Source organism: Streptomyces sp. NBC_00876, from assembly GCF_045207435.1.
In the GTDB taxonomy this organism is placed as follows: domain Bacteria; phylum Actinomycetota; class Actinomycetes; order Streptomycetales; family Streptomycetaceae; genus Streptomyces.
Genome location: NZ_CP108800.1, coordinates 6,001,617 through 6,018,588 on the forward strand (window position 1 = coordinate 6,001,617; position 16,972 = coordinate 6,018,588).

13 protein-coding genes are annotated in these 16,972 nt (G+C 71.4%); 12 read left to right on the forward strand and 1 reads right to left on the reverse strand.

The window, feature by feature from the left end; translation table 11 throughout:
* Window positions 1-71 precede the first annotated feature (71 nt).
* The 9 genes from OG782_RS26580 (at window position 72) to gatB (ending at window position 11,191) form a co-directional block, all read left to right on the forward strand.
* A complete protein-coding gene (locus OG782_RS26580; protein ID WP_406455064.1) occupies window positions 72-611 on the forward strand; it encodes a TIGR00730 family Rossman fold protein in 540 nt (179 codons plus the stop codon).
* Window positions 612-649: 38 nt separating this feature from the next.
* Complete coding sequence (locus OG782_RS26585; RefSeq protein WP_406455066.1) at window positions 650-1,339, forward strand: SDR family oxidoreductase; 690 nt, start codon at window positions 650-652, stop codon at window positions 1,337-1,339.
* A gap of 175 nt (window positions 1,340-1,514) precedes the next feature.
* Window positions 1,515-2,540 (forward strand): methionine synthase, encoded by a 1,026-nt coding sequence (locus OG782_RS26590; RefSeq protein ID WP_406455068.1) that lies wholly within the window; start codon window positions 1,515-1,517, stop codon window positions 2,538-2,540.
* Window positions 2,541-2,570: 30 nt separating this feature from the next.
* Entirely contained in the window at window positions 2,571-4,898 is a 2,328-nt protein-coding gene (gene ligA / locus OG782_RS26595) for an NAD-dependent DNA ligase LigA (RefSeq protein ID WP_406455070.1), read from the forward strand.
* A gap of 109 nt (window positions 4,899-5,007) precedes the next feature.
* Complete coding sequence (locus OG782_RS26600; protein ID WP_406455072.1) at window positions 5,008-7,305, forward strand: putative bifunctional diguanylate cyclase/phosphodiesterase; 2,298 nt, start codon at window positions 5,008-5,010, stop codon at window positions 7,303-7,305.
* A 317-nt stretch (window positions 7,306-7,622) separates the two neighbouring features.
* Window positions 7,623-7,919 carry an Asp-tRNA(Asn)/Glu-tRNA(Gln) amidotransferase subunit GatC gene (gatC, locus tag OG782_RS26605; protein ID WP_003966094.1) on the forward strand — a complete coding sequence of 99 codons (297 nt, stop codon included), beginning with the start codon at window positions 7,623-7,625 and terminating at the stop codon, window positions 7,917-7,919.
* A gap of 5 nt (window positions 7,920-7,924) precedes the next feature.
* Window positions 7,925-9,427 (forward strand): Asp-tRNA(Asn)/Glu-tRNA(Gln) amidotransferase subunit GatA, encoded by a 1,503-nt coding sequence (gatA, locus tag OG782_RS26610; RefSeq protein ID WP_406455074.1) that lies wholly within the window; start codon window positions 7,925-7,927, stop codon window positions 9,425-9,427.
* A gap of 5 nt (window positions 9,428-9,432) precedes the next feature.
* The gene (locus OG782_RS26615) at window positions 9,433-9,666 is read left to right on the forward strand and encodes a hypothetical protein (RefSeq protein WP_311314467.1); all 234 of its coding nucleotides are present in this window, start codon (window positions 9,433-9,435) and stop codon (window positions 9,664-9,666) included.
* A 16-nt stretch (window positions 9,667-9,682) separates the two neighbouring features.
* Window positions 9,683-11,191 (forward strand): Asp-tRNA(Asn)/Glu-tRNA(Gln) amidotransferase subunit GatB, encoded by a 1,509-nt coding sequence (gene gatB / locus OG782_RS26620; protein WP_123461806.1) that lies wholly within the window; start codon window positions 9,683-9,685, stop codon window positions 11,189-11,191.
* A 78-nt stretch (window positions 11,192-11,269) separates the two neighbouring features.
* Here the strand turns inward: gatB and OG782_RS26625 are convergent, their stop codons facing one another.
* Window positions 11,270-13,204, reverse strand: a complete 1,935-nt coding sequence (locus OG782_RS26625) for a protein kinase domain-containing protein (RefSeq protein ID WP_406455076.1) — start codon at window positions 13,202-13,204, stop codon at window positions 11,270-11,272.
* Window positions 13,205-13,543: 339 nt separating this feature from the next.
* Here OG782_RS26625 and OG782_RS26630 point away from each other — a divergent pair, with 339 nt between their 5' ends.
* The 3 genes from OG782_RS26630 to OG782_RS26640 all read left to right on the forward strand — a co-directional run bounded on the left by OG782_RS26630 (window position 13,544) and on the right by OG782_RS26640 (window position 16,947).
* Window positions 13,544-15,769, forward strand: a complete 2,226-nt coding sequence (locus tag OG782_RS26630; protein WP_406455078.1) for an MMPL family transporter — start codon at window positions 13,544-13,546, stop codon at window positions 15,767-15,769.
* Between the two features lie 101 nt (window positions 15,770-15,870).
* Complete coding sequence (locus tag OG782_RS26635; RefSeq protein WP_406455080.1) at window positions 15,871-16,509, forward strand: hypothetical protein; 639 nt, start codon at window positions 15,871-15,873, stop codon at window positions 16,507-16,509.
* A gap of 258 nt (window positions 16,510-16,767) precedes the next feature.
* On the forward strand, window positions 16,768-16,947 hold the full coding sequence (locus tag OG782_RS26640; RefSeq protein ID WP_406455082.1) for a hypothetical protein: 180 nt from the start codon (window positions 16,768-16,770) through the stop codon (window positions 16,945-16,947).
* Window positions 16,948-16,972: the final 25 nt, after the last annotated feature.

The following is a 16,972-nucleotide window of genomic DNA, read 5'->3' on the forward strand; positions in this document are numbered from 1 at the left end:
TTCAGCCCCGGCGCCCGCGGGTTTCTTCCCGGATTCCGCCCCCGCCGGTCACGGGCTCTACCGTGGCAGTCATGAAGATCTGCGTATTCCTCTCCGCCGCCGACCTCGACGACCGCTACACCGTGCCCGCCCGCGAATTCGCCGAGCTGATCGGCCGCGGCGGGCACACGCTCGTCTGGGGCGGGTCGGAGAGCGGGCTGATGAAGGTCGTCGCCGACGGGGTGCAGGAATCGGGCGGGAAGCTGATCGGGGTGTCCGTGGACTTCCTGGCCGCGAAGGCGCGTACCAACGCGGACGAGATGGTGATCGCGCGCGACCTCGCCGAGCGCAAGGCGCTGCTCCTGGAGAAGTCCGACGCGATCGTGGTCATGGTCGGCGGTACCGGGACGCTGGACGAGGCCACCGAGATCCTGGAACTGAAGAAGCACGGCAAGCACACCAAGCCGGTCGTCCTGCTCAACACGGCGGGCTTCTACGACGGCCTGCGCCAGCAGTTCCAGCGCATGGAGGACGAGGGCTTCCTGCCGCTACCGCTGGCCGACCTGGTGTTCTTCGCGAAGGACGGGATCGGCGCCCTGGCCTACCTGGAGGAGTCGTCCGGCCTGCGGTGACGGTCCGGCGGCGGGACGACGGGTGCGACGATGGGGCCATGTCCACTCACCTCATCACCGGTGCCGGTTCCGGCATCGGCGCAGCCGTCGCCCGCCGTCTCACGGAGCGCGGGGACGAACTCGTCCTCCTGGCCCGTGACGCCGGCCGGGCCAGGGAACTGGCCGCGCTCCATCCCGGCGCCCGCACGCTCGTCGGCGACCTGTCCAACCCGGACCGGCTCTCCTGGGCCTTCGGTCAGCAGCCGATGCCGGAGCGTCTCGACTCGCTGCTGCACATCGCGGGCGTCGTCGAACTCGGCCGCGTCGGCGAGCTCACCCCCAAGGCATGGCACTTCCAGCTCAACGCCAACCTGATCGCCCCGGCCGAGCTGACCCGCCTCCTGCTGCCCCAGCTGCGTGTCGCCCAGGGCCACGTCCTCTTCGTCAACTCCGGCGCCGGGCTCACCGCCCACGCCGAGTGGAGCGCGTACGCCGCCAGCAAGCATGGCCTGAAGGCGCTCGCCGACTCGCTGCGCCACGAGGAGCACGAGAACGGGGTGCGGGTGACGTCCGTGTACCCCGGCCGCACCGCGAGCCCGATGCAGGCCAAGGTCCACCAGCAGGAGGGCAAGGAGTACGACGCCTCCCGCTGGATCGACCCCGAGTCCGTCGCCACCACGATCCTGATGGCGCTCGACCTGCCGCGCGACGCCGAGGTCAACGACCTCACGGTGCGCCCCGGCCGCTGAGGGGCGGAGGCTCGCGGTGCGTCCCGGCCGCTGACGGTCCACGACCTCGCGGTGCGTCCCGGCCGCTGACGGTCCACGACCTCGCGGTGCGTCCCGGCCGCTGATGGTCCGGTCGGCGAAACGATGCGCCCCGGCCGCTGACGGGCGGACCCCGGAACAGCCGTAGGCTTCCCGGGTGAGCGAGACGAGCAAGTTCAGCGGGTGCCAGGCCACCGGAATCGGATCCATGCCCGGAGGGGACGCCCGGGAGGCGGCGAAGACCGTCACCGGCTCCTTCGGGGACGGCCAGGGTGTGCCGTACCTGGCGGAACTGCCCGCGCGCGGACCCGGCGCCGACATGATCGGGCGGACCATCGGGCTGCTCGTCGAGATGTACGGGCACGTGGAGCCGAGCGGCTGGCGCGTCAGTGACCGGCCGGGGCGCGACACGCGCCGGGCCCGGTCCTGGCTGGGCGAGGACCTCGACGCCCTGGAGGAGTTCACCCAGGGGTACGAGGGCCCGCTCAAGGTGCAGGCCGTCGGGCCCTGGACGCTGGCCGCCGCACTGGAACGCCGCGGCGGCGAGGCCGTCCTCGGCGACCCCGGCGCCTGCCGGGACCTGGCGGAATCGCTCGCGGAGGGGCTGCGCAACCACCTCGCCGAGGTGCGGCGGCGGATGCCCGGCGCCCGGGTGATCCTCCAGCTCGACGAACCGTCCCTGACCGGGGTCCTGCTCGGGCGCGTGCGGACGGCGAGCGGCTATCGCACCTACCGGGCCGTGGACCGGCAGATCGTGGAAGGCGCTCTGCGCGAGGTGCTGGGCGCGGCCGGTGACGCCGCCACGGTCGTCCACACCTGCGCGCCCGAGGTGCCGTTCGCGCTGCTGCGCAGGGCCGGCGCCGAGGGCATCTCGTTCGATTTCTCCCTGCTCACCGAGCGTGAGGAGGACGCGATCGGGGAAGCCGTCGAAGGAGGAACCCAGCTGTTCCTCGGAGTGGTGCCGGGCACCGACCCGGCCTCGGGTCAATTGTCGGACCCGGGCGGTAGCGTCATGGGTGTCAGGACGCTGTGGCGCAGGCTGGGGCTGAATCCGGGGACTCTGACCGAGTCCGTGGTGATCACTCCCTCCTGCGGTCTCGCGGGTGCGTCGCCCGCGTACGCGCGGGCCGCGCTCGCCCACTGCGCCCGGGCGGCGAGATCGCTCGCAGACAACCCTGAGTAACGGGGCACTGGGTAACGGGAGGACGGGACGATGGCCGGCGAACAGCAGACGCCACTGCCAGGCGAACAGCGCACCACGGTGCCGGCGGAGGCACAGGAGCGCCACGCGCTCCTCGCCGAGCAGATCGAGGAGCACCGCTTCCGCTATTACGTGAACGACCAGCCGGTCGTCAGCGACGCCGAGTTCGACCGGCTGATGCGTGAGCTGGAGGGCCTGGAGGACGCACACCCCCAGCTGCGCACCCCCGATTCGCCGTCGCAGAAGGTCGCGGGGCCCTACCGGACGGAATTCACCTCCGTCGAGCACCGCGAGCGGATGCTGTCCCTGGACAACGCCTTCGACGACGAGGAGCTGGCCGCCTGGGGCGAGCGGGTCGCCCGGGACGTCGGAGCCACCGGATACCACTTCCTGTGCGAGCTCAAGATCGACGGCCTCGCCGTCAACCTCACCTATGAGCACGGGCTGCTGACCCGGGCCGCGACCCGCGGCGACGGCCGTGAGGGCGAGGACATCACCCCCAACGTCCGGACGATCGCGGACATCCCGCACCGGCTGAAGGGCGACCGGATTCCGGCGCTCGTCGAGATCCGCGGCGAGGTCTTCTTCCCGATGGAGGCGTTCGAGGAGCTCAACGCCCGGCTGGTGGAGGCGGACGACAAGCCCTTCGCCAACCCGCGCAACGCGGCGGCCGGTTCGCTGCGCCAGAAGGACCCCAAGGTCACCGCCTCGCGCCCGCTCCACATGGTGGTGCACGGCATCGGAGCCCGCGAGGGCTTCGACATCGACCGCCTCTCGCACGCCTATGAGCTGCTCCATGAGTGGGGCCTGCCCACCGCCAAGTACAACCGGGTGGTGGACTCCCTCGCGGGGGTACGGGAGTTCATCGCCTACTTCGGTGAGCACCGGCACTCCGTGGAGCACGAGATCGACGGTGTCGTCGTCAAGCTCGACGAGATCCCGCTCCAGGGCCGGCTCGGCTCCACGTCGCGAGCCCCGCGCTGGGCGATCGCCTGGAAGTACGCGCCGGAGGAGGTCAACACCAAGCTGGTCAACATCCGCGTCGGCGTCGGCCGCACCGGGCGCGTCACTCCGTACGCCCAGGTCGTGCCGGTCGAAGTGGCGGGCTCCGAAGTCGAGTTCGCCACCCTGCACAACCAGAACGTGGTCCGGGCCAAGGGCGTCCTGATCGGCGACACGGTGGTACTCCGCAAGGCGGGCGACGTGATCCCGGAGATCCTCGGCCCGGTCGTCGACGACCGGGACGGCACCGAGCGGGCCTTCGTCATGCCCACCCACTGCCCCGAGTGCGGGACGGAGCTGCGGCCGATGAAGGAGGCCGACATCGATGTCCGCTGCCCCAACGCGCGCTCCTGTCCGGCGCAGTTGCGGGAGCGGGTCGCCTATCTGGCGGGCCGCAAGTGCCTGGACATCGACCACTTCGGCTATGTCGCGGCCGCCGCCCTGACCAGGCCGCTGGAGCCCGCCGATCCGCCGCTGCGCGACGAGGGCGACCTCTTCGGGCTGACGGTCGAGCAGCTGCTGCCCATCCGCGCCTATGTCCTCGACATGGACAGCGGGCTGCCCAAGCGGGACCCGAAGACCGGTGAGGAGAAGACCGCCCTGGTCTTCGCCAACCAGCAGGGCGAACCGAAGAAGAACGCCCTCTCCATGCTGGACGCCATCGCCGCGGCGAAGGAGGCTCCGCTGGCCCGCGTCCTCACAGGGCTCTCCATCCGCCATGTCGGACCGGTCGCCGCCCAGGAGCTCGCCCGTCAGTTCCGGTCCATCGACCGGATCGAGGAGGCCACCGAGCAGGAGCTGTCCGACGCCGACGGGGTCGGGCCGATCATCGCCGCCTCGGTCAAGCAGTGGTTCGCCGAGGACTGGCACCGCGAGATCCTGCGCAAGTGGCGGGAGGCCGGGGTCCGGATGGAGGACGAGGGCGCCGGTGAGGAGGAGGGGCCGAGGCCGCTCGAAGGACTCACGGTCGTGGTCACCGGCACCCTGACCGGGCACACCAGGGATGGCGCAAAAGAGGCCCTGCAGAGCCGCGGGGCGAAGGTGACCGGTTCCGTTTCGAAGAAGACCTCCTTCGTGGTGGTCGGTGACAACCCCGGGTCGAAGTACGACAAGGCGATGCAGTTGAAGGTGCCCGTGCTGGACGAGGACGGCTTCGCGGTGCTGCTCGACGAGGGACCCGACGCGGCGCGTGAGGCCGCCGTGCCGCCCGAGGGGCAGAGTGACGGGGCCGCCGTGCCGCCCGAGGCGCAGAGTGACGGGGCCGCCGTGCCGCCCGAGGGGCAGAGCGACCGGGCCGCGGTGCCGTCCGGGGAACAGAGCGACGGGCCCGGAGCGTGAGGGGCCGGCGACACACAGTCGGATTCACCCGGTCGGCGCATAGCAGATGCTGACGGACGGTCGGTTCGCATTCGGGCAAGAGCTGTAGACGGCTGCCCGTAGAGGCCTTGTGCGGCCTACTGTTGGGAGATGCGCCCGCGGTGCCCGGCCGCCGGGCGGTGACGCGGCGCGGTGGCACGGAACAGAACCATCAGGTGACATCGGCACCGCCGGCTGTGAGAGGGACGGAATGAAACCGACCGAGAACGCCGCACCGGTGTCGCGGCTGCAAGGTTTCGTCGGCCTCACGCCCAGAGTGGGTGCCGTCGTCGTGGCTCTCGCCGCGGTTCAGCTCGCGACCGGTTTCTACCGGACCGTGAGCGGAGGGCACGCGCTCTTCCCGGACGGGAGGGCCGGCTGGTCGCTCGCCGTCCTCACCGGGATCGTCGTCGGCCACCTGGTCGCGCTCGGCCGTGACCGCTGGTGGGGCGGCACGGGTTCCGGGGCCGCGCTCACCCTTGCGGTGCTGCTGCTCTACGGCTGGGTGCCCGCCGGACTGGTCAGCCTGGTCGTGGTCGTGCTCGTCGGCGTGGCCCGCAGGCACCGCTGGTGGCAGGGGCTGCTGCACGGGGCGGTGGACATCCTCGGGGTCGGGGCGGCCGCGCTGGTGCTCGCCGCGTTCGGCGAGGTGCAGACCGTCGAATCGCCGTGGCAGCCACTCGACTGGGGCATCGACGCCGTCCCGGAAGTCCTGCTCGCGGCCTCCACGTATCTCCTCGTCACCCGCGTCCTGCTGTGGTACTCCCGCTCCCCCCAGGGCGGGGGGCTGCCGACGGTCGCCCGCACCGCGCTGCTGCGCCAGGGCCTCGTCGCGGTCGCCCTGCTCGGCATCGCGCCACTGATCTGCGTCGTCGCGATGGCCATGCCCGTCCTGCTGCCGCTCTTCGCCGTCCCGCTGATCGCGCTGGACTCCACGCTGTGGATCGCCCGCGCCAGGGCCGAGGAGCAGCTGCGGGACCCGCTGACCGGACTGCCGAACCGGCAGTGGCTGCTGGAACGCACCTGGACGGCCCTGGAGGAGGCCGAGAGCCTCGGCAGCCGGGTCGGCCTCGTCCTGATCGACCTCGACCGCTTTCGGGCGGTCAACGACACCCTCGGCCATCTCGCCGGGGACCGGCTGCTCCTGCAGATAGCGGAACGGCTGCGGCTGGCCCTGCCGCGCGGCGCCGAGGCGGCCAGGCTCGGCGGCGACGAGTTCGCCGTCCTGCTGCCGACGGCGGACTCCACCACCAGCGCCCAGCGCGTCGCCCGCCACCTGGTCGCCGAGCTCTCCTCACCGCTCGACCTCGACGGGCTCACCCTGGTGCTGGAGGCCAGCGCCGGCGTCGCCGTCTACCCCGACCACGCGCTGGACGCGGAAGGCCTGCTCCGCCGCGCCGACGTGGCGATGTACCAGGCCAAGCGCGACCGTACGGGCGTGGAGGTGTACGAGTCGAAGCGCGACAGCAACACCCCGGACCGGCTCGGCCTGCTCGGCGATCTGCGGCGTGCGCTGGACGCCGGTGAGGTGGAGCTCCACTACCAGCCGAAGGTCCGCTTCGACGGCCAGGTGGCCGGCCTCGAGGCGCTGGTGCGCTGGGTGCATCCGGAGCGCGGCCGGGTCCCCCCGGACGAGTTCATCGCCATCGCCGAGTCGTCCGGCCTGATGCCGCACCTCACGGAGTACGTCCTGGAGACGGCACTGGCGCAGGTCGCCCGGTGGCGGGCGCAGGGACTGTTCGTCCCGGTCGCGGTCAATGTGTCCCCGCGCGACGTGCACACCCCGGGGTTCGCGGGCGGCGTCGCCGCCCGGCTCGCCCGGCACGGCGTTCCGGCCGGTGCGCTGCAGCTGGAGATAACGGAACACGTTCTGCTGGAGGATCCGCAGCGGGCCGCGGATACTCTGGCCGGGCTGACCGGGCACGGCGTGAAGATGTCCCTCGACGACTTCGGCACGGGCTACTCCTCCCTGGTCCATCTGCGCCGGCTGCCGGTCAGCGAGCTCAAGATCGACCGCTCGTTCGTGGCCCGGCTCGCCATCGATCACGAGGACGCGGAGATCGTCCGCTGCACGATCGACCTGGCCCACTCGCTCGGTCTGCTGGTCGTCGCCGAGGGCGTCGAGGACGACGAGACCTGGGAGCGGCTGCGCGACCTGCGCTGCGACGCGGTCCAGGGCTGGCTGGTGGCGGCCGCGATGCCGCCCCAGGAGACGACCGCCTGGCTGCGGGCGCGCGGCGAGCACGGCTGGCGGCGGCCGTCGGAGCTGGCGGCGGCAGCCGCGGCGACGGCACAGGCGGCCGCCGCCGTGACGACGGTCGTGACGCCCCCCGAGCTGGAGCAGCGCCCGTCGGGACGGGCGCTCAAGTCGCGGCCCGCGACGACGTAGGGCGAGGTGGCGGGGGTGCGGGAGGCGTGCGGGGCCGCCCGGTGACCGCTTCGCCGGAGCGGGTGTGCCCCGGGTGGCCGTGGCCGGTGCGGGCGACACCATAGGATTGGGGGCCGGCGGCACATTTCCACCTGCCGCGCGACGCCTGGCCGCACGCTCGCCGCGTTGCCGAATCGCTCACGTGGCTCCGCCACGAGGGCGCTCCGGCGCCTTGCGATCGACGCACCGGACGCCGCGCGGCCCGTCCTTCGGACGGACGGTGGAAAAGTGCCGCCGGCCCCGGCCAGAACCACACACCAACCCTTGAGGATCGCTGCATGCCTGGCATCACGCGCGAGGAGGTCGCCCACCTCGCCCGGCTGGCGCGTCTGGAGCTGAAGGGCGAAGAGCTCGATCACTTCGCCGGTCAGCTCGACGACATCATCGGCGCGGTCGCCCGCGTCTCCGAGGTCGCCGACCAAGACGTACCGCCGACCTCCCACCCGCTGCCGCTGACCAACGTCATGCGGGCGGACGAGGTCCGTCCGTCGCTCACCCCCGCGCAGGCGCTCTCCGGCGCCCCGGCCCAGGAGCAGCAGCGTTTCAAGGTGCCGCAGATCCTGGGGGAGGACTAAAAGTCATGACGGACATCAGCACCATCATCAGGCTCACCGCCGCCGAGATCGCCGCGAAGATCGCTTCCGGTGAGCTCACGGCCGTCGAGGTCACCGAGGCCCACCTGGCCCGGATCGACGCGATCGACGAGAAGGTCCACGCCTTCCTGCACATCGACCGCGAGGGCGCGCTCGCGCAGGCCCGCGCCGTCGACGCCAAGAAGGCCGCGGGCGAGAAGCTCGGCCCGCTGGCCGGCGTCCCGCTCGCGCTCAAGGACATCTTCACCACGCAGGACATGCCGACCACCGTCGGCTCGAAGATCCTCGAGGGCTGGATCCCGCCGTACGACGCGACCCTCACGAAGAAGCTGAAGGCCGCCGACGTCGTCATCCTCGGCAAGACCAACATGGACGAGTTCGCCATGGGGTCCTCCACTGAGAACAGCGCCTACGGCCCGACCGGCAACCCGTGGGACCTCACCCGTATCCCGGGCGGTTCCGGCGGCGGCTCGTCCGCGGCCCTCGCGTCCTTCGAGGCCCCGCTCGCCATCGGCACGGACACCGGCGGCTCCATCCGCCAGCCCGCCGCCGTCACCGGCACCGTCGGCGTCAAGCCCACCTACGGCGGCGTCTCCCGCTACGGCATGGTCGCCTTCTCCTCCTCCCTCGACCAGGGCGGGCCCTGCGCCCGTACGGTCCTGGACGCGGCCCTGCTGCACGAGGTGATCGCCGGGCACGACCCGCTCGACTCGACGTCCATCGACGCCCCGGTCCCGCCGGTCGTCGAGGCCGCGCGCAACGGCTCCGTACAGGGCATGCGCGTCGGTGTCGTCAAGCAGTTCTCCGGCGAGGGCTACCAGGCCGGTGTCGTCCAGCGCTTCAACGAGTCGGTCGAACTGCTGAAGTCGCTCGGCGCCACGATCGTCGAGCTGGACTGCCCGTCCTTCGACCTCGGCCTGTCGGCGTACTACCTGATCGCGCCGTCCGAGTGCTCCTCCAACCTCGCCCGCTTCGACGCCATGCGCTACGGCCTGCGGGTCGGCGACGACGGCACGAAGTCCGCCGAGGAGGTCACCGCGCTCACCCGCGAGGCCGGCTTCGGCGACGAGGTCAAGCGCCGCATCATCCTCGGTACGTACGCGCTGAGCTCCGGCTACTACGACGCGTACTACGGCTCGGCGCAGAAGGTCCGCACCCTGATCACGCGGGACTTCGAGAAGGCCTTCGAGCAGGTGGACGTCATCGTCTCCCCGACGACGCCCACCACCGCCTTCCCGATCGGCGAGCGCGCCGACGACCCGATGGCGATGTACCTCGCGGACCTGTGCACCATTCCGACCAACCTGGCCGGCAACGCCGCCATGTCGCTGCCCTGCGGCCTGGCGCCGGAGGACGGCCTGCCGGTCGGGCTGCAGATCATCGCCCCCGCCATGAAGGACGACCGGCTGTACAAGGTCGGAGCCGCCGTCGAGGCCGCGTTCGTGGAAAAGTGGGGTCACCCGCTGCTCGAGGAGGCTCCGTCGCTGTGAGTGCCATGGCAAAGCAGGCCAAGAACTTCAAGAAGTCGAAGACCGGGCTGTACGTATCGCTCGGAAGCACCGCGTTCGGCGCGATCAGCGTCGCCAAGCAGGCGAAGCTCGCGCGCAACGACAACGACGTGCTGCGGCTCATCGACGCCGCGGTGTCCGCCGCCGCCATCGTCACCGGCCTCGCGATCCTCTATCGCGAACTGAAGCGTCTCGGCGACGACGACGTCCTGCTGGGCTGAGAGGGAAAGTTTCACCGTGACTGTCATTGACCTGGAGTCGTACGAGGACGCCCTCGCGACGTACGACCCCGTCATGGGCCTCGAAGTCCATGTAGAGCTCGGCACCAAGACCAAGATGTTCTGCGGCTGCTCCACGGAGCTGAAGCAGGACGCCAACTCGCAGACCTGCCCGGTCTGCCTCGGGCTGCCCGGCGCGCTGCCGGTCGTGAACGAGATCGGCGTCGAGTCCGCCATCAAGATCGGTCTCGCGCTCAACTGCGAGATCGCCGAATGGTGCCGCTTCGCCCGGAAGAACTACTTCTATCCGGACATGCCGAAGAACTTCCAGACCTCCCAGTACGACGAACCGATCGCCTTCGACGGCTATCTGGACGTCCAGCTGGAGGACGGCGAGATCTTCCGGGTGCAGATCGAGCGCGCCCACATGGAGGAGGACACCGGCAAGTCGACGCACGTCGGCGGTGCCACCGGCCGTATCCACGGCGCGTCCCACTCCCTGCTCGACTACAACCGCGCGGGCATCCCGCTCATCGAGATCGTCACCAAGCCGATCGAGGGAGCGGGCGCACGCGCCCCCGAGGTCGCCAAGGCGTACGTCGCCGAGCTCCGCGAGCTCATCAAGGCGCTCGGCGTCTCGGAGGCCCGCATGGAGATGGGCCAGATGCGCTGCGACGTGAACCTGTCGCTGCGCCCGCACGGCCGCGAGGCGTTCGGTACCCGCTCCGAGACGAAGAACGTGAACTCGCTGCGTTCCGTCGAGCGGGCCGCCCGCTTCGAGATCCAGCGCCACGCCGCGGTGCTGAACTCCGGCGGCACGATCGTGCAGGAGACCCGGCACTTCCACGAGGAGGACGGCTCCACCACGGCCGGCCGCATCAAGGACAACGCCGAGGACTACCGCTACTTCCCCGAGCCGGACCTGGTGCCGGTCGCTCCGGCCCGCACCTGGGTCGAGGAGCTGCGGGGCGGCCTTCCCGAGCTGCCGCGGCTGCGCCGCGCCCGGCTCAAGGAGGAGTGGGGTGCCTCCGAGCACGACATGCAGTCCATCCTCAACGCGGGCGCGGTCGACCTGATCGTGGCCACGACCGAGGCGGGCGCACCGTCGGACCAGGCTCGCAAGTGGTGGATGGGCGAGCTCGCCCGTAACGCCAACGAGACCGGCCGCGGCCTGGACGAGCTGCCCGTCACCCCGGTGCAGGTCGCCCGGGTGGCAGAGCTCGTCGCCTCGGGCGACCTCAACGACAAGCTGGCCCGTCAGGTCCTCGAGGGTGTCCTCGCGGGCGAGGGCGACCCGGACACCGTCGTCGAGAAGCGCGGCCTGAAGGTCGTCTCGGACGAGGGCGCGCTGTCCACGGCCGTGGACGAGGCCATCGCGGGCAACGCCGCCATCGCGGACAAGATCCGCGGCGGCAAGGTGGCCGCCGCCGGCGCGCTCGTCGGCGCCGTCATGAAGGCCACCCGCGGCCAGGCGGACGCGGCCCGGGTGCGTGAGCTGATCCTGGAGAAGCTCGGCGTCGAGGGCTGAGCCCATTCCGTACGTCCGTGAAGGGGCGGTGCATCCGGTTTCCCACCGGGTGCACCGCCCTTCGGCGTTGCTGAACCGCTAGCGCTTCAGCATGGGGGTGCCGAGGGCGAGGTTCGCGCCGTAACAGTTCTTGTCGATGCTGATGCGCAGGCGCAACGCGTTCTTCACCTTCAGGGACAGCTTCTGGGGCTTGCCCAGCTCCAGAGTGCCCACCCACAGGGTCGTGTCGTCGACCTTGATGGTCAGCCGGCCTGATTCGTAGTTCGAGCCGTCGTCGACTCCCGCCGTCAGCTCGAACGTCGTCCAGGCCCGGCCGAGGTCGAACTCCATGTACGGATTCGTGTTGCAGTCCGGCGTGGCCACGAAGGCATCGTTGTGCACCTGCGTGTTGAGCTTCGCGGAACCCACCGTGAACGACTGGGGATCGGTCACCGTGCTCATCGTGGTCAGTGAGACCTGCGAGACGTCCTCCACGGAGCCGGGCGTCGACGCTTCCGGGGACGTGGACGACAGGTCGTCGTCCTCGGTGCCGGGCTCCCCGACGGGTGTGTCCGCCGGGGCGCCGGGGGTTTCCTGCCCGGTTGCCGAAGGGGTGGGCGTGAGCGACGGCCGGGTGCTGGTGGCGCCCGAGCCCTTGTCGCCCTCGTCGCTCTTGTCCTGCAGCGCCAGCACACCCCACGCACCCAGCCCGGCGCAGAGCATCGCAGCCACCACAGGCAGTGCGATCTTCAGCAGTCGGCGCTTCTTCTTCGGCGCAGGCGGCGCAGGCGGCGCAGACGGCGGAGTGTGCAGGGTCTGGCGGGGGAGGTCCGGTTCCGGGGAGAGGCCCGGAGAGGCGAAGGCCGCCGTAGCGGTGTCGGGATTCACCGTCGAGGGCAGCGACACCCCCGGGTCCGACGAGGCGGTGATCGGTGGCGGGAAGACGGACTGAGGGCTGTCCGCCGCCGCCGGGGGCGGCGTGCTGGGCGCCGGAGGGGGAGCGGCGGCAAAACCTCCCGGCGGCGGGAGCAGTGGCGGAGGGGGTATGAGGGCGGGAGCGACAGCCGGTGGGGTGTCCCGTACGGACTCCCCGCTCGCCGCCGGCCCCCCTACCGCGTCGCGCGCCGAGGATCCGGTGACCGTGGTCGACACCACGGCCGAGCGGACGTCCTTCACCCACGCGGACAGGCTCTCCGGCCGGTCGTCCGGTTCGGCCGCGCATACGGACAGGATGCGCTCGCAGCGCTCCGGAGTCGCGGCGGCCACCTGGGGGAGGGCGCGCAGAGCGGCGCGCAGCTGCTCGGGGGTGCTGGGCGGGGCCTGGCCGCTGAGCAGGAAGTAGGCGATCGCGCCGAACGCGTACCGGTCGGTGTCCGGCGTCCGCTTGCCCTCGAAGACCTCGGGGGCGGCGTAGCCGGGAGTGAACCACACCTCCGCCGTCTGGTGGTCCGCGGTCAGCTTGCTCAGCCCGAAGTCCACCAGGGTCGCCTGGCCGTGCTCGTCGACCATGACGTTGCCGGGGGACAGGTCGCCGTGCACGACGGTGCGCCCGGACGGTGTCGCCCGGCCCGAGTGCAGCCAGTCCAGGACGTCCGCGAGCTGTTCCAGCGTCCGTAACACCTCGCGGCGCTCGGCATGGGAGGCGAGGGTCCGCTCGGCGCGCCAGTCCCGCAGGTCGAGACCGGCCACATGGTTCATGACCAGGACCAAGGCCCGTCCGGCAGCGGTCGATGCGTCCCCGGCCCCGTGGATCGGAGGGCCCTCGAAGTGCTCGCGCACGCCGACGACACCCGGCCGGTTCACGAACCGCAGCAGCTCCGCCTGCTCCTGCCATTTGGTGCTGAGCCGCCGGAACTGCTCGATGGTGATCGTGGTCTTCGAGTCCAGGACCTTCACGACCACGGTCTCGGGCGCTCCGTCGAGCTCTATTTCCGCCCGGTAGAGAACGGCCTCGCCGCCCCGTCCGATGGAATTGAGCAGGCGGTATCTGTCCGGAGCCGCATCCGGTCCGATGTGGTGCGACGCACTGTTCAACTGATCCCCCCAGGGCGGTAATTGACGGTACATAAGATAGCGGGGACAGCGCTTCGGCGGTCAACGTGACCAGGTACGGCCTCCGCGCGAGCCGTGCGTCGCGCCGGGGGAGCGCGGGCCGGCCGGGGCCGTGCGACCGTCCCCGCGCCGTGCGTACCCTCTGCCGTACGGCGGTGCCGATGTCGCCCATATGTGGATCCGACCGCTGTGAGTAAGCCCACGAAACGGGCAAAGGATCACAGATGACTGTCAGAGTGACGGTTCTCAGGTCATGCGTTCTCCTGCGGACGGTTCTGCTGAACCGCCACGGAGACCACGAACCCGCAGGGAGCATGTCCCTTGGCTGCCGTCGCCCGCTGGTGCATCACGCACCGTCTCCTCGCCGTCCTCATCTGGCTGCTCGCCCTCGGTGGCACGGCCGCCGCCGCGGGGTTCGCGGGTTCCGCCTACTCCAACGACTACGAGGCACCCGGCACCGAGTCCGGCCGGGCGGCCGAGCTGCTGAAGAGCGGCTTCACGGATCTCGGCGGCGACACCGACACCATCGTCTGGCACACCGACGACTCCACCGTCCGCGCCACCGACGTCGAGCAGAGGATGACCCACACCCTGCACACCGTCGAGCGGCTGCCCGGCGTCGGAGCCGTCAGCGGGCCGTACACGGGGGCCGGGGCCGGACAGATCAGCGCGGACGGGCACACCGCCTACGCCACCGTCACCTTCGACCAGCAGGCCGACGACGTACCGGTGGAACAGGCGCGGGCGGTCGTGGACACCGCGAAGGCCGCCGAGGGCGAACACCTCCGGGTCGAGCTGGGCGGCTCCGCCGTCGCCCTCACCGAAGCGCCCGCCGTGCACCTCAGCGAGGCCATCGGGGTCGTCGTCGCCGCCGTCGTGCTCTTCCTCGCCTTCGGCTCGCTCGCCGCCAGCATGCTGCCCATCGCCACCGCGCTCGTCTCGGTCGGAACGGCGTACGCGGGCATCGTGCTGCTCGGACACGTGATGACCGTCGCCGACTTCGCACCCATGCTGGGCATGCTGGTGGGGCTCGGTGTCGGCATCGACTACGCCCTCTTCATCGTCACCCGGCACCGCAGGGGGCTGCGGCGCGGCATGACCGTACCGGAGGCCGCGCAGCACGCGGTCGCCACGACCGGACGGGCCGTCGTCTTCGCCGGGGCCACCGTCTGCATCGCCCTGCTCGGCATGCTGATCCTGCGGCTGAGCTTCCTCAACGGCGTCGCCATCGCCGCCTCGCTCACCGTCGTGCTGACCGTCGCGGCCTCCGTCACCCTGCTGCCCGCGCTGCTGTCCCTCATCGGCATGCGGGCACTGAGCCGGCGCGAGCGCGCCCGGCTGGCCGCCCACGGCCCGCAGCCCGAACCGCCCACCGGCTTCGCCGCCCGCTGGTCCGCCTTCGTCGAGCGCCACCCCAAGCTGCTCGGCGCCCTCGCCGCGGCGGTGATGCTGGTCCTGGCGCTCCCCACCTTCTCGCTCCACCTGGGCAGCTCCGACCAGGGCAACAACGCGAAGTCCTCGACCACCCGGCAGGCGTACGACCTGCTGGCCGAGGGATTCGGCCCCGGCGTCAACGGCCCGCTGACCGTCGCCGCGCAGCTCGACGGCGCCGACGACCGGCTCGCGATGGACGCGCTCCCCGCGACGCTGCGGGCCACCGACGGGGTAGCCCGGGCCTACCCGGTGACGTACAACTCCAGCGGCGACACCGCGTACGTCACCGTCGTCCCGGACTCGGCCCCGCAGTCCCGCCAGACCAGCGAGCTCGTCGACCGGCTGCGTACGGACGTCCTGCCGAAGGCGTCCGAGAACACCTCGCTCCAGGCCCATGTGGGCGGTGTGACGGCCAGCTACGACGACTTCGCGCAGATCATCATCGGCAAGCTCCCCCTCTTCATCGGCGTCGTCATCGGGCTCGGCTGTCTGCTCCTGCTGATGGCCTTCCGGTCCATCGGCATCCCGCTGAAGGCGGCCGCGATGAACGTCGCGGCGGTCGCCTCCTCGTTCGGCGCCGTCGTCGCGGTCTTCCAGTGGGGGTGGGGCAGCGACCTGCTGGGTCTCGGCAGCGCGGGGCCCATCGAACCCTTCCTGCCGGTGATCATGGTGTCCGTGCTCTTCGGCCTCTCCATGGACTACCAGGTGTTCCTGGTGGGCCGGATGTACGAGGAGTGGCTGGAGACCCGCGACAACCGGCGGGCGGTCCGGGTCGGTCTCGCGGAGACCAGCCGGGTGATCAACTCGGCTGCGGTGATCATGATCTCGGTCTTCCTCGCCTTCGTCCTCAGCGGTGACCGGGTCATCGCCATGTTCGGCATCGCCCTGGCCGCCGCCGTGGCCCTGGACGCCTTCGTCCTGCGCACCCTGCTGGTTCCGGCCCTGATGCATCTGCTGGGCGGGGCGAACTGGTGGCTGCCCGGCTGGCTGGACCGGCGGCTGCCGCGCCTGAGCATCGAGCCGCCCGACTGCGGGGCGCCGCGTGCGGAGATCCCGGCGGCCTGCGCGAGCGAGGACGACGAGCCCGCACCGGCCGCGCAGCGCGTCCACTGACCGACGCGGAGCCGCGCCGGACGGTGTGAGACGCGACTCGGAGATCCGGTCGGGGCGGGGCGTTAAGAAGGCTCTCATCTGCCGCGCCTAGCGTGCGGCAGATGAACCCCACGACTCCCACCGCTCCCACTGCTCCCACTGTTCCCGTCGCCGAGGACGAGGGCGAGAAGAAGACCATCACCGACACCGCCGTGGCCAAGGGCTCGACGGCGAAGCCCGACGAGGCGGGTCCGGAGTCCGGCGCCGGCGCGGAGCGGGACCTCGACCGCGACCCGGAGCAGGACCTCGACCTCGACCTGGATCTGGACGACGACGAGTCGGACAAGGAGTCCTCCGGCCTCGCCACCGCCGCCGCGGCCGTCGTCTCCGTCGGACTCGGCGTCGTCTCGCTCAGCGGGGCCTGGAGCGGCCGCGTCGCGGCCGAGCGCGAAACGCTGATCGGGCAGATCAAGACCTCCTCCGGCGGTTCCGCCGCACAGCAGATCTCCGAGATCTACGGCGACGCATGGCACGCCACCGCACTGGTCAACGGCCTCTTCGGACTGGTCGCGCTGCTCGTCGGCGTCTATGTCCTGGTCCGGCCGGCGTTCGGCGCCCCGTCCGCCCACCCGCAGCCCGGCTGGATCCGCGCGGTCGCCAAGGGCGGAATCGCGCTGGGCACCCTGGGCGTGCTGATCGCCGTGGCCATGTACTTCGATCTCGTCGTCGCCCTGCCGACCGCGGGAACTCCGGCCGGCTAGTGCCCCTCCCGGCAGGCCTTGCACCGTCGCGTCGCCAGGAATCCGCGTTCCGTACGTCGCCCCGCGGCGGCGTCTAAGGCATGTACGGCGCGGTGACCGGCCTCGTGCGGTGACGTAAGCACCTCCCTAAGGCACCCGGCCCGCCACAGATGCGCAACCCGCCCGATGCGGCACCACCCCCTGGGGGACGAGAGTGGTGGCACGGCAGAAGCACTGCCGCCACCGAGGCCCAACGGGCCGGTCCCCAGGGGGAATCACATGTACGAGCTGGAGCTCCACAAGATCATGGAAGCCGAACTCATCCGTCGCGCGGACAACGCACGGCTCGTCCGCGAGGCCAGGCGGGCCCATCGGGCCGCCCGCGGTTCCGCACGCAAGGAAGGCGAGAGGACGGTGAGTGCGGACACGGACCGGGAGCGGTTCGCGCACGCCGCGTAAGGGCCGGACGACAGTGACCGGCCGG

Bases quoted from the DNA above. Each gene is read 5' to 3' on its own strand.
- OG782_RS26580 (WP_406455064.1), top strand. From the start codon at position 72: ATGAAGATCTGCGTATTCCTCTCCGCCGCCGACCTCGACGACCGCTAC.
- OG782_RS26585 (WP_406455066.1), top strand. From the start codon at position 650: ATGTCCACTCACCTCATCACCGGTGCCGGTTCCGGCATCGGCGCAGCC.
- ligA (WP_406455070.1), top strand. From the start codon at position 2,571: ATGGCCGGCGAACAGCAGACGCCACTGCCAGGCGAACAGCGCACCACG.
- gatC (WP_003966094.1), top strand. From the start codon at position 7,623: ATGCCTGGCATCACGCGCGAGGAGGTCGCCCACCTCGCCCGGCTGGCG.
- gatA (WP_406455074.1), top strand. From the start codon at position 7,925: ATGACGGACATCAGCACCATCATCAGGCTCACCGCCGCCGAGATCGCC.
- OG782_RS26615 (WP_311314467.1), top strand. From the start codon at position 9,433: ATGGCAAAGCAGGCCAAGAACTTCAAGAAGTCGAAGACCGGGCTGTAC.
- OG782_RS26635 (WP_406455080.1), top strand. From the start codon at position 15,871: ATGAACCCCACGACTCCCACCGCTCCCACTGCTCCCACTGTTCCCGTC.
- OG782_RS26640 (WP_406455082.1), top strand. From the start codon at position 16,768: ATGTACGAGCTGGAGCTCCACAAGATCATGGAAGCCGAACTCATCCGT.